Origin of the sequence: Streptomyces sp. NPDC087844 (assembly GCF_044742785.1) — a bacterium.
Lineage (GTDB): Bacteria > Actinomycetota > Actinomycetes > Streptomycetales > Streptomycetaceae > Streptomyces.
The window spans coordinates 906923-933809 of record NZ_JBIUVD010000001.1 but is presented as its reverse complement, the minus strand read 5'-3'; the positions used below and the strand labels follow the sequence as shown (position 1 = coordinate 933809).

Here is a 26887-nt window from a genome sequence, read left to right as displayed (position 1 = left end):
GGTTGATAGGCCGGATGTGGAAGCCCTGTAAAGGGTGAAGCTGACCGGTACTAATAGGCCGAGGGCTTGTCCTCAGTTGCTCGCGTCCACTGTGTTGGTTCTGAAACCACGAACAACCCCATACCCCTTTTAGAGTGGCCACGGGGGGTGTGGTGCGGGTGTTTGAATCAGAGTTTCAAAGTGTTTCGGTGGTCATAGCGTGAGGGAAACGCCCGGTTACATTCCGAACCCGGAAGCTAAGCCTTACAGCGCCGATGGTACTGCAGGGGGGACCCTGTGGGAGAGTAGGACGCCGCCGAACTATTTTTGACAGAGCTGGTCCCTGAACTTAGGTTCAGGGACCAGCTCTTTTTTGTTGTGCGTCACTTGGAGTTCACGTTGCGCGACCAACATCACCGGCATGGGTACTGCTGCAATGCTCAGAGCCGCGGGTGTCGGAGCCGGTGACGAGGTCATCGTGCCGGCGTTCGGGAACGCCGAGGTGGCCGAGGCCGTCATCCTGGCCGGCGCACTGCCGGTGTTCGTCGACATCGATCCGAGTACGTACTGCCTCGACGCCGCCGAGGTGGAGGCGGCTGTCGGGCCGCGGACGGCCGCCCTGGTCGCCGTTCACCGCTTCGGGCGGCTCGCCGACATGTCCCGCTTGTGGGACATCGGCCGGCGGCGCGGGCTGCTGGTGCTCGAACAGGGCGAGTCCGAGGCGCCGTATGCCGAGGTCGAGGAGCGCAGGACTCACGCGACCTACCTCGATGGGCGGTTGCGGGGTGTACGGACTCCGGAGCGGGCCGCGGGGCACACCTACCAGCAGTACGTCGTGCGGGTGTTGGGGAACGGGCGGCCGGACCGGGACGCCTTCGCGCGGGCCGTGCGGGCCAAGGGCGTCGAGTGCAGGGTGCCGGTGAAGACACCGGTGCACCGGATGCCCGCGTTCAGGCGGGACGTCTGCCTGCCGGAGACCGAACGGGCCGCCGACGAGACGCTGGCTCTGCCCCTCGGTGCGTCGCTGACGAAGCGGGAGATGCAGCGGATCGTGTCCGCGTGCAATGCCCTCGGCGGGCTGCTCCAGCCTGCTTTCTAGGGCCAGAAAAGCGGTATCGAACGCAGTTGGGAGCACACCGGCGTTCGGGGTATGCTTTATCTCGTTGCCGAGAGGGAAACCTCGGAAGCAACAGGCCCCCATAGCTCAGTCGGTAGAGCGTCTCCATGGTAAGGAGAAGGTCAACGGTTCGATTCCGTTTGGGGGCTCAGACAGAAAAGGCCTCCGCCCTTGTGGGCGGGGGCCTTTTGCGTATCCCGGGGCCGATGGGGCCCCGGGACCGGTCCGTCAGTCCTTCTGCAGACCCGGGACGCGCATCGCCAGAATGGCCATGTCGTCGGACGGGGCGTCACTCGCGAAACGCTCGACCGCGCGCATGATGCGGGCGGCCACCGCACCGGCCGTCAGACCCGTGCAGGTGGTGAGTACTTCGGCGAGGCCGTCGTCGCCCAGCATGCGCGTGCCCTCGCGGCGTTCGGTGACGCCGTCCGTCACGCACAGCAGGACGTCCCCCGGATCGAGGGTCACCTCCTGCTCGTACAGCTCCAGGTCGTCCATGACACCCAGGAGCGGCTGTGGGTCGGCGGCCGGTTCCACCGTGCCGTCCGGGCGCAGGCGCAGGGGGAGCGGGTGGCCGGCGCAGACCACCTTCAGGAGCGCCGAGCCGTCCTCCTGGGGCCACAACTCCCCGTACAGCAGGGTCAGGAAGCGGCTTCGGGCGCCCTCGTCGAGGATCGCGGAGTTCAGGCGGTCCAGGACCGCCGGGCCGCCGTAGCCCTCGCGGGCCAGCAGGCGCAGCGCGTGCCGGGCGAGTCCGGTGACCGCGGCCGCCTCAGGTCCCGTACCGCAGACGTCTCCGATGGCGAAGCCGTAGGCGCCGTCGCGGATGGGGAAGAGGTCGTAGAAGTCGCCGCCGACCTCGTTGCCCTCGCCCGCCGCGCGGTAGATGACCTCGACCTCGACGCCGTCGATGTGGGGGAGTTCCGGCGGCAGGAGGCTGCGCTGGAGGGACTGGCTGATGGCCGTGCGCTCCGAGTACAGGCGCGCGTTGTCAAGGGCGAGGGCGGCCCGGCGGCTCAGGTCCTCGGCCAGTTCCAGGATCTCCTGGCGGAAGTGTTCGTCCGTCGGCTTGCCGAGCGTCAGCATGCCGATGACGCGGTTGCGGGCCACCAGGGGCAGGACGACCGTCTCGCCGCCGACCGCGCCGGCCGTCGCAAGCGTCGTGCCGATGCCGGAGCTGACCGAGGCCTGTCCGCTCAGGCCGAGACTGCGCATGGAGGTGCGCAGGGCCGCCGTGTGCGCCGCCTCCGCGGGGGCCGCCCACACCCGGGCGCCCGGCGTGGGGACCGGGTCCGGAGGGGCGATCTTCGAGAGGAGGGCCTTGAGGCCGTCGATGCGCTCTTCGTCCTCGTGCAGGACGTACGAAAGGTAGGGGTCGGAGGCCTGGTCGGCGATCGTGTAGACGGCACACCAGGTGGCCAGGGTCGGGACCGTCATCTGGGCCATCAGGGCCAGCGTCTGGTCGCGGTCCAGGGTGCCCGCGAGGAGGTCCGAGGCCTCGACGAGGAAGGACAGCGAGCCGCGGCGCAGCCGCTCCAGTTCGCCCAGCCGGGCCGACTCCACGGCGAGGGCGATGCGGTCGGCGGCGAACTGGAGGCGCAGGGCCTCCTCGTTCGAGTAGCGGCCCGGTGACTCGGCCGCCACGCCGAGCGAGCCGGTGAGCCGGCCCTCGACCTTGAGAGGGACCGTGACGACCGAACGCATACCGGTGCCACTGAGGAGCGGTACGGCCCCTGGGACGGCCGTGAGGTCCTCGTGGACGGCCGGCATGCGGGCCGAGCCGTAACGGCCGGTACCCGCCTCCACAGGGACGCGGGCGAAGCGCTGGCGGGCGGAGGGGAGCCCGGTGGAGGCACGTACCTCCAACTCCGTTTCGTCGTCGGTCGCGAGGAGGAGGAAGGCGGAGTCGCCGTCGAGCATGTCGCGGGCGCGCTCCACCGTGCGCTGGAGGAGGCCGTCCAGGTCGTCCGGGGCCGGTGAGCCGATGAAGACCTCGAAAGGGTCCGAGGCATGGCCCTCGGAGCTGGTGGTCGTGTCCGTGGCCGAGACGCGCAACGGGGTCTGCAGGACCGCTCGTTCGTGGTCGCGCACCAGCAGACAGACGGTCGACGGCTCACCGCCTGTGTCCCGTACGCGCAGGTGCGAGGCGTATACGGGGGTGACGCGGCCGTTGGCGCCGCGCAGGCCGTAACTGCCCTCCCAGCGGGAGAGCTTGAGGGCCTCGACGATGCCGGTGCTGGTGCCGGGGGTGTGCGGCCAGGCCGCGAGATCGGTCAGTGGCTTGCCGACGACCTGCTCCGCCGGGTAGCCGAAGAGTTCCTCCGCGTCCTCGTTCCAGGCGTTGATCGCGCCGGTGCGGTCGATCTGGACGACCGCCACGCGGACGCGGCCGTCGGCGAGAGGGAGCAGATGGGAGGGCAGGGAGGGGCCCGCGGTGCGGGTGCCCACCGCGCGCTCGGGGAGGTCGAGCTGGAACCAGACCTGTTTGCGGGTGGGCGTGTACTCGACACCCCAGCGGCCGGCCAGGGCGGCACAGAGCTGGAGGCCGCGCCCGCCCTCACGGTCGGGGTTGCCCATGTTGATGGCGTTGCCCTGGAGTGGAATCTCACGTTCCGGATAGTGGTCCGCCACCTCGATCCGTACGCCGTCGTCGCTGCGCAGGCACAGGACGTCCGCGGACGTGCCGGCGTGCACCACGGCGTTGGTGACCAACTCGCTGGTGAGGACCACGGCGTCGTCGACGATGTCGGCGAAGCCCCAGCCCTGGAGGGTGTCACGGACGAAGGAACGGGCGGTCGCGACGGACCGCCCGACAGGGTCGAAACTGGCGGCCGCGCGCGCGGTGATCACAGAACTCCTTGTCCGGTCGTAGGCGGGCTGGGCTCCGTGGTCGACCTGCCCCTGCCGGGGCAGGAGCTGGTTCTCGGTCGGCCGGGGATCCTGGGGTGGTCCCCCGGGATGCAGTCCGGTGGTCATGGTGCGGTGCCCTCCGATGCCTGCCCGCTCGTACTCGTGCCACCGCCCAGGCCGGAAGGACCGGCGTGGCTGGACAGCCGCATGCAAGGTTACTTACCTTCGCGGTCCATGCGGATGCCGGTCGCCAGTGTTTACGTCCCAAGGGTGTGCGGACCGTGTGCGAAGCTGCCGAACTGTTATGGCCTGGTTCAGCCATGGTGAAACACTGGGCAGGCTTCAAGGGAAGGTCCGGGCAGGTTGAGAGCCTTCCGGCACGCGGAGCAAGAAGTACCCGAGTACGCCGAGCAGTAAATGGTCGACCCTTGCGGGAGGGACACAGTGGAGTCTGGCGCAGCGACGCGGGGCACTAAGACGCGCGCGAAAGGCGGACAGTCCCTGAGTAATCAACGTAAACCGCGCAATGGCACCACAGAGGTGGACACGGCGGCCCTCAACAGGCTGTTGGCGGCCCTGGTGTCGATGCGGGACGGCAACTTCCGTAAGAGGCTCACGGTCTCCGGCGACGGCGTGATGTCCGAGATCGCGGCTGTCTTCAACGAGGTGGGCGACCGGAACCTGCAGCTGACGGGTGAGCTGTCGCGGGTGCGGCGCATGGTCGGCCGTGAGGGAAAGCTCACGGAGCGGCTGGAGACGGGCGCCTGCGAAGGCTCCTGGGCCGCGGCGATCGACGCCTCCAACGCGCTCGTCGACGATCTCGTACGGCCCGTCTCCGAGGTCGGCCGGGTGCTGTCCGCGGTGGCGGAGGGCGATCTGTCGCCGCGTATGGAGCTGCGGGCGCAGGCCGCGGACGGCAACGGGCATCCGCTGCGCGGCGAGTTCCTGAAGGTCGGGCGAACGGTCAACAACCTGGTCGACCAGCTGTCCACGTTCACCGACGAGGTCACGCGGGTGGCCAGTGAGGTCGGTACCGAGGGCAAGTTGGGCGGGCAGGCCCGGGTGCGCGGTATGTCCGGTTCGTGGAAGGACCTCACGGACTCGGTCAACACGATGGCGTACCGGCTGACGGCCCAGGTGCGGGACATCGCGCTGGTGACGACGGCGGTCGCCAAGGGTGACCTGTCCCGGAAGGTCACGGTTCACGTGGCCGGCGAGATGCTCGAACTGAAGAACACCGTCAACACGATGGTGGATCAGCTGTCCTCGTTCTCCTCCGAGGTGACGCGGGTAGCGCGCGAGGTGGGCACCGAGGGTGAGCTGGGCGGGCAGGCGCAGGTGCCCGGGGTGGCCGGGGTGTGGAAGGACCTCACCGATTCGGTGAACCTGATGGCCGGCAACCTGACCGCGCAGGTGCGCGGGATCGCCCAGGTCACGACGGCGGTCGCCAACGGTGATCTGTCGCAGAAGGTGACCGTGTCCGCGCGCGGCGAGGTCGCGCAGCTCGCCGAGACGATCAACCAGATGACCGAGACGCTGCGGACGTTCGCGGACGAGGTCACCCGCGTCGCCAACGAGGTCGGCGGCGAGGGGCGGCTCGGCGGGCAGGCGAATGTGCCGGGCGCGGCGGGGACCTGGAAGGACCTCACCGATTCGGTGAACACGGTCTTCCGGAACCTCACCACCCAGGTGCGGGACATCGCCGCAGTAACTACTGCGGTGGCCAACGGCGATCTGTCGCAGAAGGTCAGCGTCGAGGTCGCCGGCGAGATGCTGGAGCTCAAGAACACCGTCAACACGATGGTCGACCAGCTGTCCAGCTTCGGCGCGGAGGTCACCCGCGTGGCGCGGGAGGTCGGTGTCGAGGGTGAGCTGGGCGGTCAGGCGCAGGTGCCGGGCGCGGCCGGTACGTGGAAGGACCTCACCGACTCCGTCAACACGGCGTTCCGGAACCTCACCGGACAGGTGAGGAACATCGCCCAGGTGACGACGGCGGTGGCCAACGGCGATCTGTCGCAGAAGGTCACCGTGGACGTCTCCGGCGAGATGCTCGCGCTGAAGAACACCGTGAACACCATGGTCGACCAGTTGTCGTCCTTCGCCGACCAGGTGACGCGGATGGCGCGTGACGTGGGCACGGAGGGCCGGCTGGGCGGCCAGGCGCGCGTGGACGGCGTGTCCGGTACGTGGAAGGACCTCACGGACTCCGTCAACTTCATGGCGGGCAACCTCACGTCCCAGGTGCGGCAGATCGCGCAGGTGACGACGGCGGTGGCGCGCGGTGATCTGTCGCAGAAGATCGAGGTGGACGCGCGCGGCGAGATCCTCGAACTGAAGAACACCATCAACACCATGGTCGACCAGCTCAGCGCCTTCGCCGAGCAGGTGACCCGGGTGGCCCGCGAGGTGGGCACGGACGGCCGTCTTGGCGGTCAGGCGCAGGTGCCGGGTGTCGCGGGCGTGTGGCGGGACCTCACCGACTCGGTGAACGGCATGGCCGGCAACCTCACCGCGCAGGTGCGCAACATCGCGCAGGTCGCGACGGCGGTGGCCCGCGGTGACCTCTCGCAGAAGATCGACGTGGACGCGCGCGGCGAGATCCTGGAGCTGAAGAACACCCTCAACACGATGGTGGACCAGCTGTCGAACTTCGCCGAGCAGGTCACGCGGGTGGCCCGTGAGGTGGGCACCGAGGGCATTCTCGGCGGGCAGGCCGAGGTGCAAGGTGTCTCCGGCACCTGGAAGGACCTCACGCAGTCCGTGAACTTCATGGCGAACAACCTGACCATCCAGGTGCGCAACATCGCCGAGGTCACGACCGCCGTCGCCAAGGGCGATCTGTCGAAGAAGATCACCGTCGACGCGAAGGGCGAGATCCTCGAACTCGTCACCACCGTCAACACGATGGTCGACCAGCTGTCGTCGTTCGCCGAGCAGGTCACGCGGGTGGCCCGTGAGGTGGGCACCGAGGGCATCCTCGGCGGGCAGGCGCACGCGTCGGGTGTCACGGGCATCTGGAAGGACCTCACCGACAACGTCAACCTGATGGCCAACAACCTGACCGTGCAGGTGCGGAACATCTCCCAGGTCGCGGCGGCCGTCGCCAACGGCGACCTGACGCGGACGGTGACGATCGAGGCGCGCGGCGAGGTCGCGCAGCTCGCCGACACCTTCAACACCATGGTGAAGACGCTGAGTTCGTTCGCCGACCAGGTCACCAAGGTGGCCCGCGAGGTGGGCACGGACGGCATTCTCGGCGGCCAGGCACGCGTACCGGGGGTGTCCGGGACGTGGAAGGACCTCACCGAGTCCGTGAACGGCATGGCGTCCAACCTGACCGGCCAGGTGCGCAACATCGCGATGGTCACCACGGCCATCGCCAAGGGCGATCTGACCAAGAAGATCGACATCGACGCGCGCGGCGAGATCCTGGAGTTGAAGACCACCATCAACACGATGGTCGACCAGCTGTCGTCGTTCGCCGAGGAGGTCACCCGGGTCGCCCGCGAGGTGGGCACCGAGGGGCAGTTGGGCGGCCAGGCGCGGGTACGCGACGTCGACGGCACCTGGCGCGACCTCACCGAGTCGGTGAACGAGATGGCCGGGAACCTGACCCGGCAGGTGCGCGCCATCGCGCGCGTGGCGACCGCCGTGACCCGCGGCGACCTCAACCTGAAGATCGACGTGGACGCCTCCGGTGAGATCCAGGAACTTCAGGACTACATCAACAAGATGATCGCGAACCTCCGCGACACCACCATCGCCAACAAGGAGCAGGACTGGCTGAAGGGCAACCTCGCCCGGATCTCCGGTCTGATGCAGGGCCGCCGCGACCTCGCCGACGTGGCCTCGCTCATCATGGGCGAGCTGACTCCGGTGGTCTCGGCGCAGCACGGCGCGTTCTTCATGGCGATGCCGCTGGACGACGGCAAGCACGTGGGCGCCGCGAACGACGACTCGTACGAGCTGCGCATGCTCGGGTCGTACGGATACTCGATGGGCTCCATGCCGACGTCGTTCCGGCCCGGGGAGACGCTGATCGGGACGGCCGCCAAGGAGAAGCGCACGATCCTCGTGGAGAACGTGCCGCCGGGGTATCTGAAGATCGCCTCCGGGCTCGGGGAGGCACCTCCGGCGCATGTCATCGTGTTGCCGGTGCTCTTCGAGGGGACCGTCCTCGGGGTGATCGAACTGGCGTCGTTCCACTCGTTCACGCACATCCAGAAGGACTTCCTCAGCCAGATCGCCGAGATGATCGCGACGAGCGTCAACACCATCGCGGTCAACACCAAGACCGAGGTGCTGCTCAAGCAGTCGCAGGAGCTGACCGAGCAGCTCAGGGAGCGGTCGGCGGAGCTGGAGAACCGGCAGAAGGCGCTCCAGGAGTCCAACGCGGAACTGGAGGAGAAGGCCGAGCTGCTGGCCCAGCAGAACCGGGACATCGAGGTCAAGAACACCGAGATCGAGGAGGCCCGGCAGGTTCTGGAGGAGCGCGCCGAGCAACTCGCGGTCTCCATGCGCTACAAGAGCGAGTTCCTCGCCAACATGTCCCACGAGCTGCGTACGCCGCTCAACTCGCTGCTGATCCTCGCCAAGCTGCTCGCCGACAACGCGGACACCAACCTCACCCCCAAGCAGGTCGAGTTCGCCGAGACGATCCACGGGGCGGGTTCCGACCTGCTCCAGCTGATCAACGACATCCTCGACCTGTCGAAGGTCGAGGCGGGCAAGATGGACGTGTCGCCGACGCGTATCGCGCTGGTCCAACTCGTCGACTACGTAGAGGCCACTTTCCGTCCGCTGACGGCGGAGAAGGGCCTCGACTTCTCCGTACGGGTGTCGCCGGAACTGCCGGCCACGCTGCACACGGACGAGCAGCGGCTCCTCCAGGTGCTGCGCAACCTGCTCTCGAACGCGGTGAAGTTCACCGACTCCGGAGCGGTCGAACTGGTCATCCGGCCGGCGGGCGCGGAGGTGCCGGTCGCCATCCGGGAGCAGCTGCTTGAGGCCGGCTCGCTGCGGGACGCGGACGCGGACCTGATCGCGTTCTCCGTGACCGACACGGGCATCGGGATCGCGGCCAGCAAGATGCGGGTGATCTTCGAGGCGTTCAAGCAGGCGGACGGTACGACGAGCCGGAAGTACGGCGGTACGGGACTGGGCCTGTCCATTTCGCGCGAGATCGCGCGGCTGCTCGGCGGCGAGATCCACGCGCAGAGCGAGCCGGGACGCGGCTCGACGTTCACGCTGTACCTGCCGCTGCACCCGAGCGAACTCCCGCCGCAGGGCTACCCGCAGCTGTCCCCGCCCATGGAGAACGGCGCGCTGCCGGCGGGCCCGGAGAACGAGGCCGAGGGCCGGGTGGAGACACCGGCGGAGGTCAGGTCCTACCAGGAGACCCAGAACGGGCCCGCCGCGCTCTTCAGGCGGCGTCGCAGGGCGGTGTCCGCGGCCGAGCAGCGCCCCGTGCTGCCGGGGACGCAGACGCAGGCTCCGGAGGCCTGGGACTCGGGTGGTGAGGAGGTGGCCACGCGGGCGCGTGCGGTCTTCCGCTTCGAGGGCGAGAAGGTGTTGATCGTCGACGACGACATCCGCAACGTGTTCGCGCTCACCAGCGTCCTGGAGCAGCACGGTCTGTCGGTGCTGTACGCCGAGAACGGCCGCGAGGGCATCGAGGTGCTGGAGCAGCACGACGACGTGACGGTCGTCCTGATGGACATCATGATGCCGGAGATGGACGGATACGCGACCACGACGGCGATCCGCAGGATGCCCCAGTTCGCCGGGCTGCCGATCATCGCGCTCACCGCGAAGGCGATGAAGGGCGACCGGGAGAAGGCCATCGAGTCGGGTGCCTCCGACTACGTGACGAAGCCGGTCGATCCCGATCATCTGCTCTCGGTGATGGAGCAGTGGATGCGGGGGGAGTGATCGGAGGGCGGGTTTCGCCGGGCGGCCGAGGATGATTGAGTGGTGGGGAAATGATCGCGTCCACGGGCCGGTCGGGTGGCGGCACGGTATGCCGAGTCGCTGACTGATTGTGCCCGGAGCCGTGTAGAAACCGGGATTCGGGGAACCTTCTGGTCTCCCGCTGCGTTTCTGCTACGTGCACAGTGACATCGCGGTGACAGGGTGTGGCGACAGGCGGGGTGCGGCTACCATGACCGGCACAAGGACGGGCGGCGCTCAGAAGCCGTCCCCTGGGGCGGCGCCCGGTGCACTGCCGGGACGAGGAGGGCGGGCCATGGTACAGAAGGCCAAGATCCTCCTGGTCGATGACCGGCCGGAGAATCTGCTGGCGCTGGAGGCCATCCTCTCTGCGCTCGATCAGACACTGGTACGGGCATCTTCCGGGGAGGAAGCGCTCAAAGCGCTGCTCACGGACGACTTCGCGGTCATTCTGCTGGACGTCCAGATGCCGGGCATGGACGGTTTCGAGACCGCCGCGCACATCAAGAGGCGAGAACGGACCCGGGACATCCCGATCATCTTCCTCACCGCGATCAACCACGGGCCGCACCACACGTTCCGCGGGTACGCGGCGGGTGCGGTGGACTACATCTCCAAGCCGTTCGATCCGTGGGTGCTGCGCGCGAAGGTCTCGGTGTTCGTCGAGCTCTACATGAAGAACTGCCAACTCCGGGAGCAGGCGGCGCTGCTGCGTCTGCAGCTGGAGGGCGGCGGTGGCAAGTCGGTGCTCGGTGACACCAAGGAGCCGGCCGGACTGCTCGCCGAACTCTCCGCGCGGCTGGCGGCCGTCGAGGAACAGGCCGAGGCTCTCTCCAAACAGCTGGACGACGATTCGGCGGACGCGGCGGCGGTGGCGACCGCGGCCCATCTCGAACGAAAACTGACGGGTCTGCGTCGCGCGCTGGACGCGCTGGAGCCGGGCACGGGGAGCGGGGCGGCTTCGTTGCCGTCCCAGAACTGAGCCCTTCTCGGAGCTTGAAGAGGCCTCTTGCGAGGCTTGTGGGTTGCCGTTGATCGCGGTGGGCCCGGTGGGGTCTGCCTTGATCGGCCCTCTCGCGCCGCACGGCTGATGATGGGCCGAACGGCGTTCTCCGCGGCCGGGGTTGTCGCCGAGGCACCGTCAGTTCGGCGCCGGTGACGGGCGACACGTACGGGTGAAGCAGTAGGCACACGTGTCCGCAGGGGTCTCCACCGGTAACCTCACACCCATGGCCTCACGTCAGCCCGCAGCCAAGAAGCCGCCCGCGAAGAAGGCGGTCGCTCCGACGAAGGCTGTGGCGAAGAGGCCCCCCGCGAAGAAAGCTTCCGCGAAAAGGCCGCCCGCGAAGAAGGCCGCAGTCCGCAAAGCCGCGCCCCCTAAGCCGGCGCCCAGTCCAACAGGGGGCGTTTACAGGCTCGTACGCGCCCTCTGGCTCGGTGTCGCGCACGCCGTCGGCGCCGTGTTCCGCGGCATAGGGCGTGGTGCCAAAGGGCTCGATCCGGCGCACCGCAAGGACGGTCTCGCGCTTCTGCTGCTCGGTCTCGCCCTGATCACCGCGGCGGGGACCTGGTCCAACCTCCGCGGCCCGGTGGGCGACCTCGTGGAGATGCTGGTGACCGGCGCCTTCGGCCGCCTCGACCTGCTCGTGCCGATACTGCTGACGGTCGTCGCCGCCCGGCTCATCCGGCATCCCGAGAAGCCCGAGGCCAACGGACGCATCGTCATCGGTCTCTCCGCGCTCGCCGTCGGAGTGCTCGGCCAGGTCCACATCGCCTGCGGGGCGCCCGCGCGCAGCGACGGCATGCAGGCGATAAGGGACGCGGGCGGGCTCATCGGCTGGGGCGCGTCGACTCCGCTGACGTACACCATGGGTGACGTGCTGGCTGTGCCGCTTCTCGTGCTGCTCACGGTCTTCGGGCTGCTGGTGGTCACCGCCACTCCGGTCAACGCGATTCCGCACCGGCTGAGGCTGTTGGGGGTCCGGCTGGGCGTCCTGCAGCCGCGGGCGAGCGACGACGTGTTCGCGGAGGACGACGACGAGCGCTACGACGAGCAGTGGCGTGAGGCGCTGCCTGAGAGCCCCAGGAGGCGCCGGGCGGCGCCCGAGGCGTACGACCCGGACGACGCCGAGCAGGAGGCGCTCTCCGAGCGCCGGAGCCGCCGCAGGCGGCCCGCGGTGCAGCAGCCCGCGCTGGACCGGCCTCTGGACGCCGTCGACGTGGCCGCTGCCGCCGCCGCGGCGCTCGACGGCGCGGTGCTGCACGGGATGCCGCCCTCGCCCCTGGTGGCCGACCTCACACAGGGCGTCGGCACCGACCGGGGCGAGCGCGAGGACTCGGGCATCGGCGGGGAGACCGGCCGGCGTGAGGAGCCCACCGCGGTGCCCGCCGCGCGCGCCAGAACCGCCAGGCCCAAGCAGGAGATGCTGAAGGCCGAGGTCGCCGACCTCACCAAACCCGCCCCCGACACGTCCCGGGATCTCCCGGCACGGGCCGAGCAGCTCCAGCTCCGCGGCGACATCACCTACTCCCTGCCGTCGCTCGACCTGCTGGAGCGCGGCGGCCCCGGCAAGACGCGCAGCGCCGCCAACGACGCGGTCGTCGCCTCGCTCCAGAACGTCTTCAGGGAGTTCAAGGTCGACGCCTCCGTCACCGGCTTCACCCGCGGGCCGACGGTCACCCGGTACGAGGTCGAGCTCGGCCCCGCCGTGAAGGTCGAGCGGATCACGGCGCTCGCCAAGAACATCGCGTACGCCGTCGCCAGCCCCGACGTGCGGATCATCAGCCCGATCCCCGGCAAGTCGGCGGTCGGCATCGAGATCCCGAACTCCGACCGCGAGATGGTCAACCTGGGCGACGTACTGCGTCTCGCGGACGCCGCCGAGGACGACCATCCGATGCTCGTCGCGCTCGGCAAGAACGTCGAGGGCGGCTACGAGATGGCCAACCTCGCGAAGATGCCGCACGTCCTGGTGGCCGGAGCGACCGGCTCCGGAAAGTCCTCGTGCATCAACTGCCTGATCACCTCGGTCATGGTGCGGGCGACCCCCGAGGACGTGCGCATGGTCCTGGTCGACCCCAAGCGCGTGGAGCTGACCGCGTACGAAGGCATCCCGCACCTGATCACGCCGATCATCACCAACCCGAAGCGCGCCGCGGAGGCGCTGCAGTGGGTCGTACGGGAGATGGATCTGCGGTACGACGACCTGGCTGCCTTCGGGTACCGGCACATCGACGACTTCAACGCCGCCATAAGGAAGGGCAAGGTCAAGCTGCCCGAGGGCAGCGAGCGGGAGCTGTCCCCGTACCCGTACCTGCTGGTGATCGTCGATGAGCTCGCGGATCTGATGATGGTCGCGCCGCGTGATGTCGAGGACTCGATCGTGCGCATCACACAGCTCGCGCGCGCGGCCGGCATCCACCTCGTGCTCGCCACCCAGCGGCCGTCCGTCGACGTCGTCACCGGTCTGATCAAGGCGAACGTGCCGTCCCGGCTCGCCTTCGCCACGTCCTCGCTCGCGGACAGCCGCGTCATCCTCGACCAGCCCGGCGCCGAGAAGCTGATCGGCAAGGGCGACGGGCTCTTCCTGCCGATGGGGGCGAACAAGCCCACCCGTATGCAGGGCGCCTTCGTCACCGAGGACGAGGTCGCCGCCGTCGTGCAGCACTGCAAGGACCAGATGGCGCCGGTCTTCCGGGACGACGTCACCGTGGGCACCAAGCAGAAGAAGGAGATCGACGAGGACATCGGCGACGATCTCGACCTGCTGTGCCAGGCCGCCGAACTGGTCGTCTCCACGCAGTTCGGGTCGACCTCGATGCTCCAGCGCAAGCTGCGCGTCGGCTTCGCCAAGGCCGGGCGGCTCATGGACCTCATGGAGTCCCGCAACATCGTCGGACCCAGCGAGGGATCCAAGGCTCGTGACGTTCTTGTGAAGGCTGACGAGCTGGACGGAGTGCTGGCGGTCATCCGGGGGCAGGCGGAGTCCTGAGGGCTGTCCCGTAATCCCCGGCGGGCGCACGACGACAGCTACGGCACCTCGCCGCGTTGTCGGATCGCCCGAATACGCCCAGTATGAGGACGACCCTCCGCCTTGCGATGCACCGCATCTGACGCCGCGCGCTGATCCACCGGGGATTACGGGACAGCCCTCAGGGAGACAGGACGGGCCGCTTCTCCGGACCGGAGCGGGCCGGCCTTCCGGGAGAGCGGGCCGTTTCCCTCCACGAGAGTGGACCGCTTCCCTCCGTGCGGTGGGTCGGGCCACCCGGGTGTCCCTGTCGGGGCCGTCGGGGTGATCCGAACGTGACTCACCCGTAAGGAAACGGTGAGCAACCGTTTCCCTTCGTCGCACGTCAAGTTGAGGGACAGGGCAGAGACATGTCCCAGCATCAGGATGACCGGCCATTCTGATGGCGTACAAAGTCCTACCGCCCGGTTGCCCCGCCCTTTCACACCCCCCCTAGACTGAACCTCCAGCACAGGTGGCTTGACGCTCGAAAGGCGCCCCCGTGTCCATCGGCAACTCCCCTGACGACCACTCCTCTGACGACAACTCCCCTCAGGACGAGCGCCCCTCCGTAGAGGACGATCAGCCTTCGGTGGGCCACACCCTGCGGCAGGCGCGCATCGCGGCGGGGCTGACCGTCGACGACGTCAGTAACGCCACCCGGGTCCGTATCGCCATCGTGCACGCGATCGAGCAGGACGACTTCGGCCCCTGTGGCGGTGACGTCTACGCGCGCGGGCACATCAAGACGCTCGCCCGAGCCGTCGAGCTCGACCCGTCCGCGCTGCTTGAGCGCTACGACGCGGACCACGGCGGGCGGCCCGCGCCGACCCCGGCCGCACCCATGTTCGAGGCGGAGCGGATCCGTCCCGAGCGCCGGGGTCCCAACTGGACCGCGGCCATGGTCGCGGCGATCGTCGCCGTGATCGGCTTCGTCGGATTCACGATGTTCAGCGGTGACGACGGCGACGGCAAGACGACGCAGGTGGCGGAGGGATCGACACCCACCGCCAGCAAGCCCGCCAAGACCAAGCCGACGCCGACCAAGCCCGACACCCCGAAGTCCGATCCGTCCGACGCCATCGCGGCCGCGCCGCAGGACAAGGTCACCGTCCAGGTCAGCGCCCCCGACGGCCGCAGCTGGATCTCGGCCAAGGACCACAACGGACGGCTGCTCTTCGACGGCCTCCTGGAGCAGGGTGACTCCAAGACCTTCCAGGACAAGGAGAAGGTCGACCTCGTCCTCGGCGACGCGGGCGCCATCCAGCTGTACGTGAACGGCAAGAAGATCGACGACGAGTTCCAGTCGGGCCAGGTGGAACGCCTGACGTACACGAAGGGCGACCCCGAGGTCGGCTGAGCCGGAACGCGGCGAGAGGCGCGTGTTCGTACATCCGCCGGGCTTCTCGGGCAGTCCGCCCGGCTTCTCGGACAGGCGGAAACGGGGTTGGCCGGGATCGGCCAACCCCGTCGACATGGGCTGTCAGTGGGACGAAGTAGTCTTGAGCCCATGCCTGAACGCCGTACCGTCGCACTCGTCACCCTTGGCTGCGCCCGTAACGAGGTGGACTCGGAGGAGCTCGCAGGCCGCTTGGAGGCGGACGGCTGGCACCTCGTGGAGGACGCCGTGAACGCGGACGTCGCCGTCGTCAACACCTGTGGCTTCGTCGAGGCCGCCAAGAAGGACTCCGTCGACGCCCTCCTGGAAGCCAACGATCTCAAGGGTCATGGCAGAACCCAGGCGGTCGTCGCCGTCGGCTGCATGGCCGAGCGGTACGGCAAGGAACTGGCCGAGGCCCTGCCCGAGGCCGACGGCGTACTCGGCTTCGACGACTACGCCGACATCTCCGACCGGCTCCAGACCATCCTGAACGGCGGAATCCACGCCGCCCACACCCCGCGCGACCGGCGCAAGCTGCTGCCGATCAGCCCCGCCGAGCGGCAGGACGCCGGAGCGGACGTCGCCCTTCCGGGACACGGCCCCGCCGACCTCCCCGAAGGACTCGCCCCCGACTCGGGCCCCCGTGCGCCCCTGCGCCGGCGGCTCGACGGCTCCCCGGTGGCCTCCGTGAAGCTCGCCTCCGGCTGCGACCGGCGCTGCTCCTTCTGCGCCATCCCGTCCTTCCGCGGCTCCTTCATCTCGCGCCGGCCCAGTGACGTCCTGGGCGAGACGCGCTGGCTCGCCGAGCAGGGCGTGAAGGAGGTCATGCTGGTCTCCGAGAACAACACGTCGTACGGCAAGGACCTCGGCGACATCCGCCTCCTGGAGACGCTGCTGCCCGAGCTCGCCGAGGTCGAGGGCATCGAGCGGGTGCGGGTCAGCTACCTGCAGCCCGCCGAGATGCGCCCCGGACTCATCGACGTACTGACCTCCACGCCGAACATCGCCCCCTACTTCGACCTGTCCTTCCAGCACTCCGCCCCGGGGGTGCTGCGCGCGATGCGGCGCTTCGGGAACACCGAGCAGTTCCTGGGCCTTCTCGACACGATCCGCTCCAAGGCCCCGCAGGCCGGCGTGCGGTCGAACTTCATCGTGGGCTTCCCCGGCGAGACCGCGGACGACCTGGCGGAGCTGGAGCGCTTCCTGACCGCCGCGCGTCTGGACGCCATCGGCGTCTTCGGGTACTCCGACGAGGACGGCACCGAAGCGGCGACCTACGAGAACAAGCTGGACGAGGACGTCGTCGCCGAGCGCCTCGCGCGCGTGTCCCGGCTCGCCGAGGAGCTGGTCTCCCAGCGGGCGGAGGAGCGCGTCGGCGAGACCCTCCAGGTGCTGGTCGAGTCCCTTGGATCGGCCGCGGAGGACGAGCCCGCGTACGGCCGCGCCGCGCACCAGGCGCCCGAGACCGACGGCCAGGTGCTGTTCACAAGCGGCGAAGGACTGACCGTCGGCCGTATGGTCGAGGCGAAGGTGGTCGGTACGGAAGGTGTCGACCTGGTGGCCGAGCCGCTTCCGGGCTCGCTCGTGTGTACTGAGGAGGCGGCCAGATGACCGGAGTCCCGGCACCTGCGGCGGGCGGCTCCGGTGCGCCCCGTACACGCGGTGCTGCCGGTGCTCCCGACGCCCCTGTCGCGGGAGTCTCCGGCACGGGAACTACCGGTTCGGGAGTCTCCGGCACGAGCGCTTCCGGTACGGGTGTCTCCGGTACGGGCGCTTCCGGTACGGGTGTCTCCGGGACGGGCGTGTCGGGTGCCCAGGGTCCGAAGGCGCCGCGCGGCGGCAAGCTGATCGACGCGGCCGTCAATCAGGCCAGCGTGTGGAACGTCGCCAATCTGCTCACCATGCTCCGGCTCGTACTCGTGCCGGGCTTCGTGGCGCTGATGCTCGCCGACGGCGGATACGACCCCGTATGGCGGGCCTGGGCCTGGGCGGCCTTCGCCGTCGCCATGATCACGGACGTCTTCGACGGTCATCTCGCGCGGACGTACAACCTCGTCACCGACTTCGGGAAGATCGCCGACCCGATCGCCGACAAAGCCATCATGGGGGCGGCGCTGATCTGTCTCTCCTACCTCGGCGATCTGCCGTGGTGGGTGACGGCGGTGATCCTCGGACGAGAGCTCGGGATCACCCTGCTGCGCTTCTGGGTGATCCGCTACGGCGTGATCCCGGCCAGCCGCGGCGGCAAGCTGAAGACGCTGACCCAGGGCATCGCCGTCGGGATGTACGTCCTGGCGCTGACGGGGCCCCTGGCGACCCTGCGGTTCTGGGTGATGGCTGGGGCGGTCGCCCTGACCGTCGTCACCGGAGCCGACTATGTGAGACAGGCCATTGTGCTGAGACGTGAGGGAATGGCCGAGCGGAAGGCCGCCGCCGAGGAGGCGGAAGCGTGACGTCCACGGCCGCCGAAGTGCTGCGACTACTCACAGTGAGGGGTGAAACCCTTGCTGTCGCCGAGTCGCTGACCGGCGGTCTGGTGGCCGCGGAACTCGCGGCGGTGCCCGGGGCCTCCAAGGCCTTCCGCGGCTCGGTGACCGCGTACGCCACCGACCTCAAGCGTGACGTACTGGGTGTCGACGCCACGCTGCTGGATCAGCGAGGGGCGGTGGATCCGCAGGTCGCGGCCCAGATGGCGGCCGGTGCCCGCAAGGTGCTCGGCGCGGACTGGGGAATATCGACCACCGGAGTCGCGGGCCCGGAGCCCCAGGACGGGCAGCCGGTCGGCACGGTATTCATCGCTGTGGACGGGCCGTCCGAGGCGACGAATGAACGCGCTCTTGGCGGGAAAGTGTCCGCGCTGCGGTTGAACGGCTCCCGGACGGAAATCCGTATGGAGAGTGTACGGAGCGTGCTCGCCCTGCTTCTGGAGCGGCTTGTGAGCGAACACCCTGAGAATGATCGGGCACAGCATACGGAACAGAACGGGGGGTTTTGATGTTTGCAGCCCTGAGTGAACACGACATCGCTCCCCGCACGGCCGCGGCACAAGGCGGTACGGTGGGGCGAGAAGGATGCGGCTACGCGGACCGAGGAGGGAGCCACCGATGATTCTGCTCCGTCGCCTGCTTGGTGACGTGCTGCGTCGGCAGCGCCAGCGCCAGGGCCGTACTCTGCGCGAAGTCTCCTCGTCCGCCCGAGTCTCACTCGGCTATCTCTCCGAGGTGGAGCGGGGGCAGAAAGAGGCTTCCTCCGAACTGCTCTCCGCGATCTGCGACGCGCTCGACGTACGGATGTCCGAGCTCATGCGGGAAGTGAGCGACGAACTCGCACTGGCCGAACTGGCCCAGTCGGCAGCGGCCGCCGAGCCTGTACCCACACCGGTACGCCCGAGGCTCAACTCCGTCTCGGTGAGCAGTGTGCCGCCGGAACGGGTGACCATCAAGGCGCCTGCGGAGGCGGTCGACGTCGTCGCCGCGTGACGCTCATCGGCTCACGCCTGTGAGCTGAGAAAAGCGCCGTTCGCAGTGCTCGTTCGCAGCGCTCAGAACAGTAGCGCTCAGAACAGTACTGAGAAGAACTGTGTGTGAGCCCCGGCCGGGGCTTCTCCGGGGAAGACCTGGGGAAGTGCGGTCGGGGTTTTTGCGTTGCCTTCGGGCTGCATCCCCATGTCGTGATGCTTTTGTCGCGTTTGCCGGTATTGGCTGGGGCGGCGATGGTGGAGGGCGGGGGCAAGGCCCGGGGGTGCTGCTGACCGGAGGATGTCGATGTATGTAGTGAAGAGCCCGCTGTCCGATGCCAGTCTGAAGACCGTGTCCGAGGCGCTGCAGGGCGCTCTGGTCGACCTGGTGGATCTGTCGCTCGTGGCGAAGCAGATCCACTGGAACGTGGTCGGGCCGCGCTTCCGGACCGTCCACCTTCAGCTCGACGAGGTCGTCGACACCGCCCGGCTGCACTCCGACGCCGTGGCGGAGCGTGCCTCCACGCTCGGTGTCCCACCGGACGGGCGCGCCGCGACCGTCGCGAACAGCAGCGGGATCGGGCCCGTGAAGGGTGGATGGGTGAAGGACACCGACGCGGTGGGAGCCCTCGTGGATGCCCTCGGAGCGGTCATCGGGCGGATGCGGCAGCGGGTGGAGGCGACGGGGGAGGCGGACCCGGTGAGCCAGGACGTCTTCATTCAGATCACCGCGGATCTTGAGAAGCACCACTGGATGTTCCAGGCGGAGAACGGGTAGCGGCGGGGTTGCTTCTGCTCGGGGCGTGCGGCGGTGGGGCGGGAGCCGTCGGTGCGCCCGGTGCGCTCCTGTTGTGCTGGTGCGCCCTGTCGAGAGGGAAACGCGGCGGTCTAGCGTCGGGCTGGAGGCGGTGCCATGACTGGGCGGATGGGACGGATCGGGCGAATAGGCAGGTGGGGGCTGGCCCTGGGTGCCGGAGGGCTGTGGTGGTGGGCGGTGATACGGCTGGCCTTCGCCGCCGACGCCGGCGTCCTGGAGGGAGCGGTCGCGGCCGGTGGGTGGGGGCTGAGCCTGCTTCCGGTGCACTGCGTGCCCAAGGGGCGGGCCGTGAGGGCTGCCGGGTCGGACCAGTGGCTGCGGCGGGCTTCGCGGGTCTGGCGGAGGCGGCGTGGGCCGCTGATGGGGTCGGGTGAACCTTTTTGAGGCGCCCGGTTGTGTCTGTTTGTGCCTGCGACGCTCTGTGGTGCTCTGTGGTGCCCGCTGTGCCTGAGGTGCTTGGTGGTGCCTGAGGTGCCTGAGGTGCCTGAGGTGCCGAGGTGCCTGAGGTAGTGGTGGGGCGGTGCGGTTGTTGTTTCGCCTCTACCAAGGCATCGCCACGCCCCCGTTCGGGCGGAGGATCTGGCCCGTCGTGAACGCCGAGGCGTCGGAGGCGAGGTACAGGACCGCGTGGGCGATGTCCTCGGGATCGCCGACCCGGCCCAGTGGCGACATCCGTGACATGAACGCCTCCGTCCGCGCCTGAGCCTCGTCGTCATGGCGGTCGGTCATGGGCGTACGGATCCAGCCCGGCGCGACCGCGTTGACCCGGATACCGTGCGGACCCATCTCCGTCGCCAGGGTCTTCGTCAGTTGCACGACGGCCGCCTTCGCGGCTCCGTAGCAGAGCAGGCCCGGCCCGCCGGTGTCCACGGCTCCCGAGGCCATCGTGATGACGCTGCCGTGCGTCCCCGAGGCCAGCATGGAACGGGCCGCCGCCTGGCAGGCGTAGAGGACGCCCTTGAAGTTGACCGCCAGGACCCGGTCGAGGTCCTCGTCGCGCGTCTCCAGGACCGGGCTGCTGTGCATGACCCCTGCGACAGCGGCCATGACGTCCAGGCGTGCGCAGGTCGCGACCGCCTCGCCGAGCCGGGCGCGGTCGGTGACATCGAGGGGGTGGGTACGGGCCGTACCGCCCGCGTCCTTGATCAGGGCCGCCGTCTCGTCGAGGCCCAGGGTGTCCAGGTCCGCGCAGTGGACGGTCGACCCCGCCTCCGCGAGCAGCACGGCACAGGCGCGGCCGATGCCACTCGCCGCGCCGGTGACGAAAGCGGTGCGTCCGGTGAGGTCGTACGCCGTGACGGGCATGCGGGGACCGTACGAGCGATCTGACGGATCGTCAATTGGTCTTGCGGGATGCCGGTTCCCTGCTGGGCCGTTGGCACGTGCCGGGCTGCGGGGACGGACCCGGCTGGCAGGCCGGGCACCAGTACGTGGGGCGCTCGCGGGAGCCGTCGCCCTGGTTCGCCACGCGGATCCGGGTGCCGCAGCGCAGGCAGGGGCGGCCCGCGCGGCCGTAGACGAACAGGGTCTGGTCGCTGCGGCCGGTGGTGACGCGGGTGGGGCGCTCGCGGTTGAACTCCAGGAGCTTCTTGGAGACCGTCGGCAGGTGGGCGGCGTACTCGGCGGGGAGCTTGCCGATGGACAGCCAGGGGGTGACGCGGAGCAGGAAGCAGATCTCGCTCTTGAAGACGTTGCCGATGCCGGCGAGATTGCGCTGGTCGAGGAGGGCTTCACCGAGGGCGCGGTCGGGGTCGCCGAGGAGGTTCGCCAAGGCCTTGTCGGGATCCCAGTCGGGGCCCAGGAGGTCGGGGCCGAGATGGCCGACCGCGCGGTCCTCGTCGGCGGTGTGGAGCAGCTCCAGGACGGGGAGCCGGTAGCCGACGGCCGTGCGTTCCTCGGTGCCGAGAATCGCGCGGATCTGGTGAGAGGGGCCCCCGCGCCAGCGCTCGCCGGGGGCGTAGATCTTCCAGGAACCGTCCATACGCAGGTGCGAGTGCAGGGTCAGGCCGCCCTCGACGCGGGTGAGCAGGTGCTTTCCGCGCGGGATGACGCTCAGGACCGTGCGCCCGGTGAGGTCGGTCAGGGCGTATTTGGGGACCCGGAGGTCGGAAACGGTCAGCACGTGGCCCGCGAGGGCGTTGTGCAGGCGCCGGGTGGCCTGCCAGACGGTGTCTCCTTCGGGCATGGCATCCAGGGTTGCACGGGGCGGGCGGAGCGTCCTGCGGGTGGGGGGCGCTCTCGGGCCGGGGAGTGAGGGGGAGGGGCGGCTGAAAGGGGTGTGGGGGCGGGGGCGTGCGGAGCGTTCTGGCGTGAGGCCTGTCGCAGGGTGTCTTCAGGCGCGTAGGCGCAGTCCGCGGGGGGTCGCGTGGAAACCGGCTCCTTCCAGGAGGGTGCCGAACTCGGATGTCAGCGCGGAGGCGCCGTTGACCCGCTCCACGGTGACCGTGCCGAGGGAACCCGCGCGGGCGGCCTCGGCGAGTGCTTCGGCGGCGGTGCGCAGGCGGGCGTCGTGCAGGGGTGTCTCGTCCGGTGCGGAGGGCCAGGCCAGGAGTGTCTTGCCGCCGCGCTCCATGTAGAGGGTCAGTTCGCCGTCCACCAGCACGACCAGGGAGCCTGCCTTGCGGCCCGCCTTGTGGCCCGCGCCGGTCGGGGGTTCGGGCCAGGGGAGGGCCGCGCCGTAGGCGTTCGCGGGGTCGGCGGCGGCCAGCACGATGGCGCGGTTCGTACTGCTCGCACGGGTGCGGGAGGAGGGGCCTCCGGGGAACGCCTGCGGGGCCGAACGCGGGGAGTCGGCGTACGGAGACGCGTAACCTCGCGCGGAACGGCCGTGCAAGGAGTACGGGTCGTTGTCCGCGCTCGCGTCGGTGGACAGGAAGTCCAGGTTGCCGTCGAAGGGGTCCGGGTGCCCGGCGGAGCCGTCGAAAGGGTCCGGGGTGGGCGCGCCGGAGTGACTGAGCGCCGGAGCGCCAGGGAAAGCCGGCTCCGGCTCCGGCATCGACTCGCCCCGCTCCCGGGCCGTGGCCGCCGCCCGCAGTCGGTCCACCGCGCCGTCCATCGCGAACTGCGCGGCCCCCAGCCCCTCCACCACATAGCCTCGGCGCGCCTGGCCGCTCTCCTCGAAGACGGACAGGATGCGGTAGACGGCGGAGAAGCCGCCCTCCACGCCCTCTGCGGCTACCGCGCCCCGGGTGACCACACCGTGCCGGTCGAGCAGGGTGCGGGCCAAGGCGTGGGCGCGCACTGTGGCGTCGGGCTCCCGGTCGGGCAGCAGCGACCAGCGGCCCGCGACCGTCGGCGGGCCCGTGCGCGAGGTGGGACGCGCGGCGGCTGTCAGGCTTCCGTACCTCCCCCGGGGCACCGTGCGCTTCGCGCGGTGCGCGGTGGAGCCCGCGGTGCGGCCCGAACCCAGCAGGGAACGCATCGGGCCGAGCGTGTCGTTCGTCAGGCGGCCCGACCATGCCAGGTCCCAGACGGCGTCTGCCAGCTGGGCGTCGGTGGCCCCCGAGTGCGTGGTGGCCCGGACCTGGTCGGTGATCTGGCGGAAGAAGAGGCCGTAACCGCCGGAGAGGGCGTCCAGGACCGACTGGTGGAGCGCTGTCAGTTCCAGGGGATGCGGAGCCGGGAGGAGGAGCGGTGCCGCGTCCGACAAATACAGGGAGACCCAGCCGTCCTTGCCCGGCAGCGCGCCTGCACCGGCCCAGACCACCTCCCCCGCGGCCGTCAGCTCGTCGAGCATCGTGGGAGCGTAGTGCGAGACGCGGGACGGCAGGACCAGCTTCTCCAGTGCGGACGCCGGTACCGAGGCGCCCTGCAGCTGCTCGACCGCGCGTACGAGTCCGTCGAGGCCACGCAGGCCGTGCCCGCTGCCCAGGTGCTGCCACTGCGGCAGGAACTGCGCCAGTGCGGCCGGCGGCACCGGCTCCAGCTCGTGGCGCAGCGCGGCGAGCGAACGGCGCCGCAGTCTGCGCAGCACCGCCGCGTCGCACCACTCCTGGCCGATGCCCGCCGGATGGAACTCGCCCTGTACGACACGGCCGCTGCCCGCGAGTCGCTGCAGGACGCCCTCGGTGACCGCGACACCGAGACCGAAGCGTGCCGCCGCGGTGGTCGAGGTGAAGGGGCCGTGCGTGCGCGCGTACCGGGCGAGTAGGTCACCGAGCGGGTCCTTGACCGGCTCGGTGAAGGCTTCTGGGACGCCGACGGGCAGGGCGGTGCCGAGCGCGTCGCGCAGTCGGCCCGCGTCCTCGATCGTCGCCCAGTGGTCCGCCCCGGCGATCCTGACCCGGATGACGCGGCGGGCCGCGGCCAGTTCACGGGCCCACTCCGGATCCGCTCCGCGCTCCGACAGCTCGGTCTCGGTCAGCGGGCCGAGCATCCGCAGCCGGTCCGCGACGCCCTCGATGTCCTTGATCCGGCGGTCCTCGGTCAGCCACTGCAGCTCGTGCTCCAGCTCCGTCAGGACATCCGCGTCCAGGAGCTCGCGCAGCTCCGCCTGGCCGAGCAGCTCGGCGAGCAGACGTGAGTCCAGCGACAGGGCCGCGGCGCGCCGCTCGGCCAGGGGCGAGTCGCCCTCGTACAGGAACTGGGCGACGTAACCGAACAGCAGTGAGCGGGCGAAGGGGGACGGCTCGGGGGTCGTGACCTCGACGAGCCTGACCTTGCGGGACTCCAGGTCGCCCATCAGCTCGACGAGGCCGGGGACGTCGAAGACGTCCTGGAGGCATTCGCGGACCGCTTCGAGGACGATCGGGAAGGAACCGAACTCGCTGGCCACCTGAAGCAGTTGGGCGGCGCGCTGGCGCTGCTGCCACAGAGGGGTGCGCTTGCCCGGGCTGCGGCGCGGCAGCAGCAGGGCGCGGGCCGCGCACTCACGGAAACGGGAGGCGAACAGGGCCGAGCCGCCGACCTGGTCCGTGACGATCTGGTTGACCTCGCCCTTGTCGAACGCGATGTCCGCCGCGCCCACGGGGGCCTGCTCGGCGTCGTACTCCGTGCCCGGCTTCAGGGGCTCCTGGTCGAGCAGGTCCAGGCTCATCAGGTCGGCGTCCGGAAGGCGCAGCACGATGCCGTCGTCGGCGTGCATGACCTGCGCGTCCATGCCGTACCGCTCGGAGAGACGGGCGCCGAGCGCGAGCGCCCAGGGCGCGTGGACCTGCGCGCCGAAGGGGGAGTGCACGACGACCCGCCAGTCGCCCAGCTCGTCGCGGAACCGCTCGACGACGATGGTGCGGTCGTCCGGGATGTGGCCGCAGGCCTCTCGCTGTTCGGCGAGGTAGGAGAGAACGTTCTCCGCGGCCCAGGCGTCCAGGCCCGCGGCGAGGAGCCGCAGCCGGGCGTCGTCCTTGGGCATCGAGCCGACCTCGCGGAGGAATGCGCCCAGCGCGCGGCCCAGTTCCAGCGGGCGTCCGAGCTGGTCGCCCTTCCAGAACGGCAGTCTGCCCGGCACACCGGGCGCGGGAAGGACCAGGACGCGGTCGCGTGTGATGTCCTGGATGCGCCAGGAACTGGTGCCCAGGGTGAAGACGTCTCCGACCCGGGACTCGTAGACCATCTCCTCGTCCAGCTCGCCCACCCGGCCGCCGCCCTTCTTCGGGTCGGAACCGGCCAGGAACACGCCGAAGAGGCCGCGGTCGGGGATCGTGCCGCCGGAGGTGACGGCCAGGCGCTGTGCGCCGGGGCGGCCTGTGACCGTGCCGGCGACCCGGTCCCACACGACGCGTGGGCGCAGTTCCGCGAAGGCGTCCGACGGGTAGCGGCCCGCGAGCATGTCGAGGACGGCCGTGAACGCCGACTCGGGGAGTGAGGCGAACGGGGCCGCCCGGCGGACCGTGGTCAGCAGGTCGTCGTACTGCCAGGTGTCCAGCGCCGTCATCGCCACGATCTGCTGGGCCAGTACGTCGAGGGGGTTCGCCGGGACGCGGAGGGACTCGATGGAGCCGGTGCGCATGCGCTCGGTGACCACCGCGGCCTGTACGAGGTCGCCGCGGTACTTGGGAAAGACCACGCCTGTGGAGACCGCCCCTACCTGGTGGCCCGCGCGGCCTACGCGCTGGAGGCCCGATGCCACGGAGGGCGGGGACTCCACCTGGATCACCAGGTCCACCGCTCCCATGTCGATGCCCAGCTCAAGGCTGGAGGTGGCCACCACCGCGGGCAGGCGGCCTGCTTTGAGGTCCTCCTCGACGAGGGCGCGCTGTTCCTTGGAGACCGAGCCGTGGTGGGCGCGGGCGATGACCTGCGGGGCGCCCTGGGTGGCGCCGGAGCCGCCCATCAGTTCGGCCGGAGAGTGGTGCTCCTCCAGGGGCTCGCCCGTCGCCCTCTCGTACGCGATCTCGTTGAGCCGGTTGCAGAGGCGCTCCGCGAGGCGGCGGGAGTTGGCGAAGACGATCGTCGAGCGGTGGGACTGGACGAGGTCGGCGATCCTTTCCTCCACGTGCGGCCAGATGGAGGGTTTCTCCGCGCCTTTGTCGGAGTCGGCCACCGGGGAGCCGCCCAGCTCGCCCAGGTCCTCGACGGGCACCACCACGGAGAGGTCGAATTCCTTGCCGGAGGGAGGCTGGACGATCTCCACCTTGCGGTGGGGGGAGAGGTAGCGGGCGACCTCGTCCACCGGGCGGACCGTGGCGGAGAGGCCGATCCGGCGGGCCGGTTTCGGCAGGAGTTCGTCGAGCCGCTCCAGGGTCAGGGCCAGGTGAGCGCCGCGCTTGGTGCCCGCGACAGCGTGCACCTCGTCCAGGATCACTGTCTCGATGCCCGTCAGCGCCTCGCGCGTGGCCGAGGTGAGCATCAGGAACAGTGACTCGGGAGTCGTGATCAGGATGTCCGGGGGGCGGGTGGCCAGTGTGCGGCGCTCGGCGGGTGGGGTGTCGCCCGAGCGGATGCCGACTTTCACCTCGGGCTCGGGCTGACCCAGGCGGACGGCTTCCTGTCGGATGCCGGTCAGGGGGCTGCGGAGGTTTCGCTCCACGTCCACCGCCAGGGCTTTGAGCGGAGACACGTACAGGACTCGGCAGCGCTTCTTGGGGTCGGCCGGGGGTGGTGTCGAGGCCAGCTGGTCCAGCGCGGCGAGGAATGCGGCCAGGGTCTTGCCGGAGCCGGTCGGGGCTACCACCAGCACGTCCGAGCCCTCGCCGATGGCCTTCCACGCGCCTGCCTGGGCGTCGGTGGGCGCGGAGAAGGCTCCCGTGAACCAGGCGCGGGTCGCGGGGGAGAAGCCGCCCAGGGCTCGGTGTGCGTCGCTGACCATGCGTCCATCCTGCACCCGGGCACTGACAATGGCGCTGACCTGCGGAGGGGGAGGGAGAGGGAGGGAGGGGGAAAGGGAAAG

Annotated in this window: 14 protein-coding genes, 1 tRNA gene and 2 rRNA genes; 13 read left to right on the top strand and 4 right to left on the bottom strand. The window is 69.9% G+C overall.

Going from position 1 to position 26887, the window contains the following annotated elements; all coding sequences use genetic code 11:
* From ACIOKD_RS03715 to ACIOKD_RS03700, 4 genes are all read left to right on the top strand, one after another.
* Nucleotides 1-74 (top strand): 23S ribosomal RNA (locus ACIOKD_RS03715); the annotation flags it as partial.
* Between the two features lie 110 nt (nucleotides 75-184).
* A 5S ribosomal RNA gene (gene rrf, locus ACIOKD_RS03710) occupies nucleotides 185-301 on the top strand.
* Between the two features lie 114 nt (nucleotides 302-415).
* On the top strand, nucleotides 416-1078 hold the full coding sequence (locus ACIOKD_RS03705; RefSeq protein ID WP_402077715.1) for a DegT/DnrJ/EryC1/StrS family aminotransferase: 663 nt from the start codon (nucleotides 416-418) through the stop codon (nucleotides 1076-1078).
* A 94-nt stretch (nucleotides 1079-1172) separates the two neighbouring features.
* Nucleotides 1173-1245 (top strand) — tRNA-Thr (locus tag ACIOKD_RS03700).
* Nucleotides 1246-1324: 79 nt separating this feature from the next.
* Here ACIOKD_RS03700 and ACIOKD_RS03695 read toward each other — a convergent pair.
* Nucleotides 1325-4072 carry a SpoIIE family protein phosphatase gene (locus tag ACIOKD_RS03695; RefSeq protein WP_402077615.1) on the bottom strand — a complete coding sequence of 916 codons (2748 nt, stop codon included), beginning with the start codon at nucleotides 4070-4072 and terminating at the stop codon, nucleotides 1325-1327.
* Nucleotides 4073-4390: 318 nt separating this feature from the next.
* Between ACIOKD_RS03695 and ACIOKD_RS03690 the strand changes: the two genes are divergently transcribed.
* From ACIOKD_RS03690 to ACIOKD_RS03650, 9 genes are all read left to right on the top strand, one after another.
* The gene (locus ACIOKD_RS03690; RefSeq protein ID WP_402077613.1) at nucleotides 4391-9877 is read left to right on the top strand and encodes a HAMP domain-containing protein; all 5487 of its coding nucleotides are present in this window, start codon (nucleotides 4391-4393) and stop codon (nucleotides 9875-9877) included.
* A gap of 313 nt (nucleotides 9878-10190) precedes the next feature.
* The gene (locus tag ACIOKD_RS03685; protein ID WP_107022506.1) at nucleotides 10191-10877 is read left to right on the top strand and encodes a two-component system response regulator; all 687 of its coding nucleotides are present in this window, start codon (nucleotides 10191-10193) and stop codon (nucleotides 10875-10877) included.
* A 247-nt stretch (nucleotides 10878-11124) separates the two neighbouring features.
* Nucleotides 11125-13887, top strand: a complete 2763-nt coding sequence (locus ACIOKD_RS03680; protein WP_402077609.1) for a DNA translocase FtsK — start codon at nucleotides 11125-11127, stop codon at nucleotides 13885-13887.
* A gap of 520 nt (nucleotides 13888-14407) precedes the next feature.
* Nucleotides 14408-15265, top strand: a complete 858-nt coding sequence (locus tag ACIOKD_RS03675; RefSeq protein WP_402077607.1) for a helix-turn-helix domain-containing protein — start codon at nucleotides 14408-14410, stop codon at nucleotides 15263-15265.
* A gap of 150 nt (nucleotides 15266-15415) precedes the next feature.
* On the top strand, nucleotides 15416-16897 hold the full coding sequence (gene rimO / locus ACIOKD_RS03670; RefSeq protein WP_402077604.1) for a 30S ribosomal protein S12 methylthiotransferase RimO: 1482 nt from the start codon (nucleotides 15416-15418) through the stop codon (nucleotides 16895-16897).
* Nucleotides 16894-17739: a CDP-diacylglycerol--glycerol-3-phosphate 3-phosphatidyltransferase gene (pgsA, locus tag ACIOKD_RS03665; RefSeq protein WP_402077602.1), complete on the top strand. Its 846-nt coding sequence runs from the start codon at nucleotides 16894-16896 to the stop codon at nucleotides 17737-17739. The genes rimO and pgsA overlap by 4 nt, the downstream gene beginning before the upstream one ends.
* Nucleotides 17736-18281: a CinA family protein gene (locus tag ACIOKD_RS03660; RefSeq protein WP_402077600.1), complete on the top strand. Its 546-nt coding sequence runs from the start codon at nucleotides 17736-17738 to the stop codon at nucleotides 18279-18281. The genes pgsA and ACIOKD_RS03660 overlap by 4 nt, the downstream gene beginning before the upstream one ends.
* A gap of 109 nt (nucleotides 18282-18390) precedes the next feature.
* Nucleotides 18391-18765, top strand: coding sequence for a helix-turn-helix domain-containing protein (locus ACIOKD_RS03655; RefSeq protein WP_402077598.1), 375 nt, complete (start codon nucleotides 18391-18393; stop codon nucleotides 18763-18765).
* A 285-nt stretch (nucleotides 18766-19050) separates the two neighbouring features.
* Nucleotides 19051-19521 carry a Dps family protein gene (locus tag ACIOKD_RS03650; protein ID WP_402077712.1) on the top strand — a complete coding sequence of 157 codons (471 nt, stop codon included), beginning with the start codon at nucleotides 19051-19053 and terminating at the stop codon, nucleotides 19519-19521.
* Between the two features lie 579 nt (nucleotides 19522-20100).
* Here the strand turns inward: ACIOKD_RS03650 and ACIOKD_RS03645 are convergent.
* The 3 genes from ACIOKD_RS03645 to ACIOKD_RS03635 form a co-directional block, all read right to left on the bottom strand.
* A complete protein-coding gene (locus ACIOKD_RS03645; protein WP_402077596.1) occupies nucleotides 20101-20865 on the bottom strand; it encodes an SDR family NAD(P)-dependent oxidoreductase in 765 nt (254 codons plus the stop codon).
* A 31-nt stretch (nucleotides 20866-20896) separates the two neighbouring features.
* A complete protein-coding gene (locus ACIOKD_RS03640; RefSeq protein ID WP_402077594.1) occupies nucleotides 20897-21745 on the bottom strand; it encodes a DNA-formamidopyrimidine glycosylase family protein in 849 nt (282 codons plus the stop codon).
* A 147-nt stretch (nucleotides 21746-21892) separates the two neighbouring features.
* Nucleotides 21893-26806 carry an ATP-dependent helicase gene (locus ACIOKD_RS03635; RefSeq protein WP_402077591.1) on the bottom strand — a complete coding sequence of 1638 codons (4914 nt, stop codon included), beginning with the start codon at nucleotides 26804-26806 and terminating at the stop codon, nucleotides 21893-21895.
* Between the last annotated feature and the right edge of the window lie 81 nt (nucleotides 26807-26887).

Excerpts from the sequence above, each read along its gene's own strand:
- ACIOKD_RS03705 (WP_402077715.1), top strand. The coding sequence starts at position 416 with ATGCTCAGAGCCGCGGGTGTCGGAGCCGGTGACGAGGTCATCGTGCCG.
- ACIOKD_RS03695 (WP_402077615.1), bottom strand. The coding sequence starts at position 4,072 with ATGACCACCGGACTGCATCCCGGGGGACCACCCCAGGATCCCCGGCCG.
- ACIOKD_RS03685 (WP_107022506.1), top strand. The coding sequence starts at position 10,191 with ATGGTACAGAAGGCCAAGATCCTCCTGGTCGATGACCGGCCGGAGAAT.
- ACIOKD_RS03680 (WP_402077609.1), top strand. The coding sequence starts at position 11,125 with ATGGCCTCACGTCAGCCCGCAGCCAAGAAGCCGCCCGCGAAGAAGGCG.
- rimO (WP_402077604.1), top strand. The coding sequence starts at position 15,416 with ATGCCTGAACGCCGTACCGTCGCACTCGTCACCCTTGGCTGCGCCCGT.
- pgsA (WP_402077602.1), top strand. The coding sequence starts at position 16,894 with ATGACCGGAGTCCCGGCACCTGCGGCGGGCGGCTCCGGTGCGCCCCGT.
- ACIOKD_RS03655 (WP_402077598.1), top strand. The coding sequence starts at position 18,391 with ATGATTCTGCTCCGTCGCCTGCTTGGTGACGTGCTGCGTCGGCAGCGC.
- ACIOKD_RS03650 (WP_402077712.1), top strand. The coding sequence starts at position 19,051 with ATGTATGTAGTGAAGAGCCCGCTGTCCGATGCCAGTCTGAAGACCGTG.
- ACIOKD_RS03645 (WP_402077596.1), bottom strand. The coding sequence starts at position 20,865 with ATGCCCGTCACGGCGTACGACCTCACCGGACGCACCGCTTTCGTCACC.
- ACIOKD_RS03640 (WP_402077594.1), bottom strand. The coding sequence starts at position 21,745 with ATGCCCGAAGGAGACACCGTCTGGCAGGCCACCCGGCGCCTGCACAAC.
- ACIOKD_RS03635 (WP_402077591.1), bottom strand. The coding sequence starts at position 26,806 with ATGGTCAGCGACGCACACCGAGCCCTGGGCGGCTTCTCCCCCGCGACC.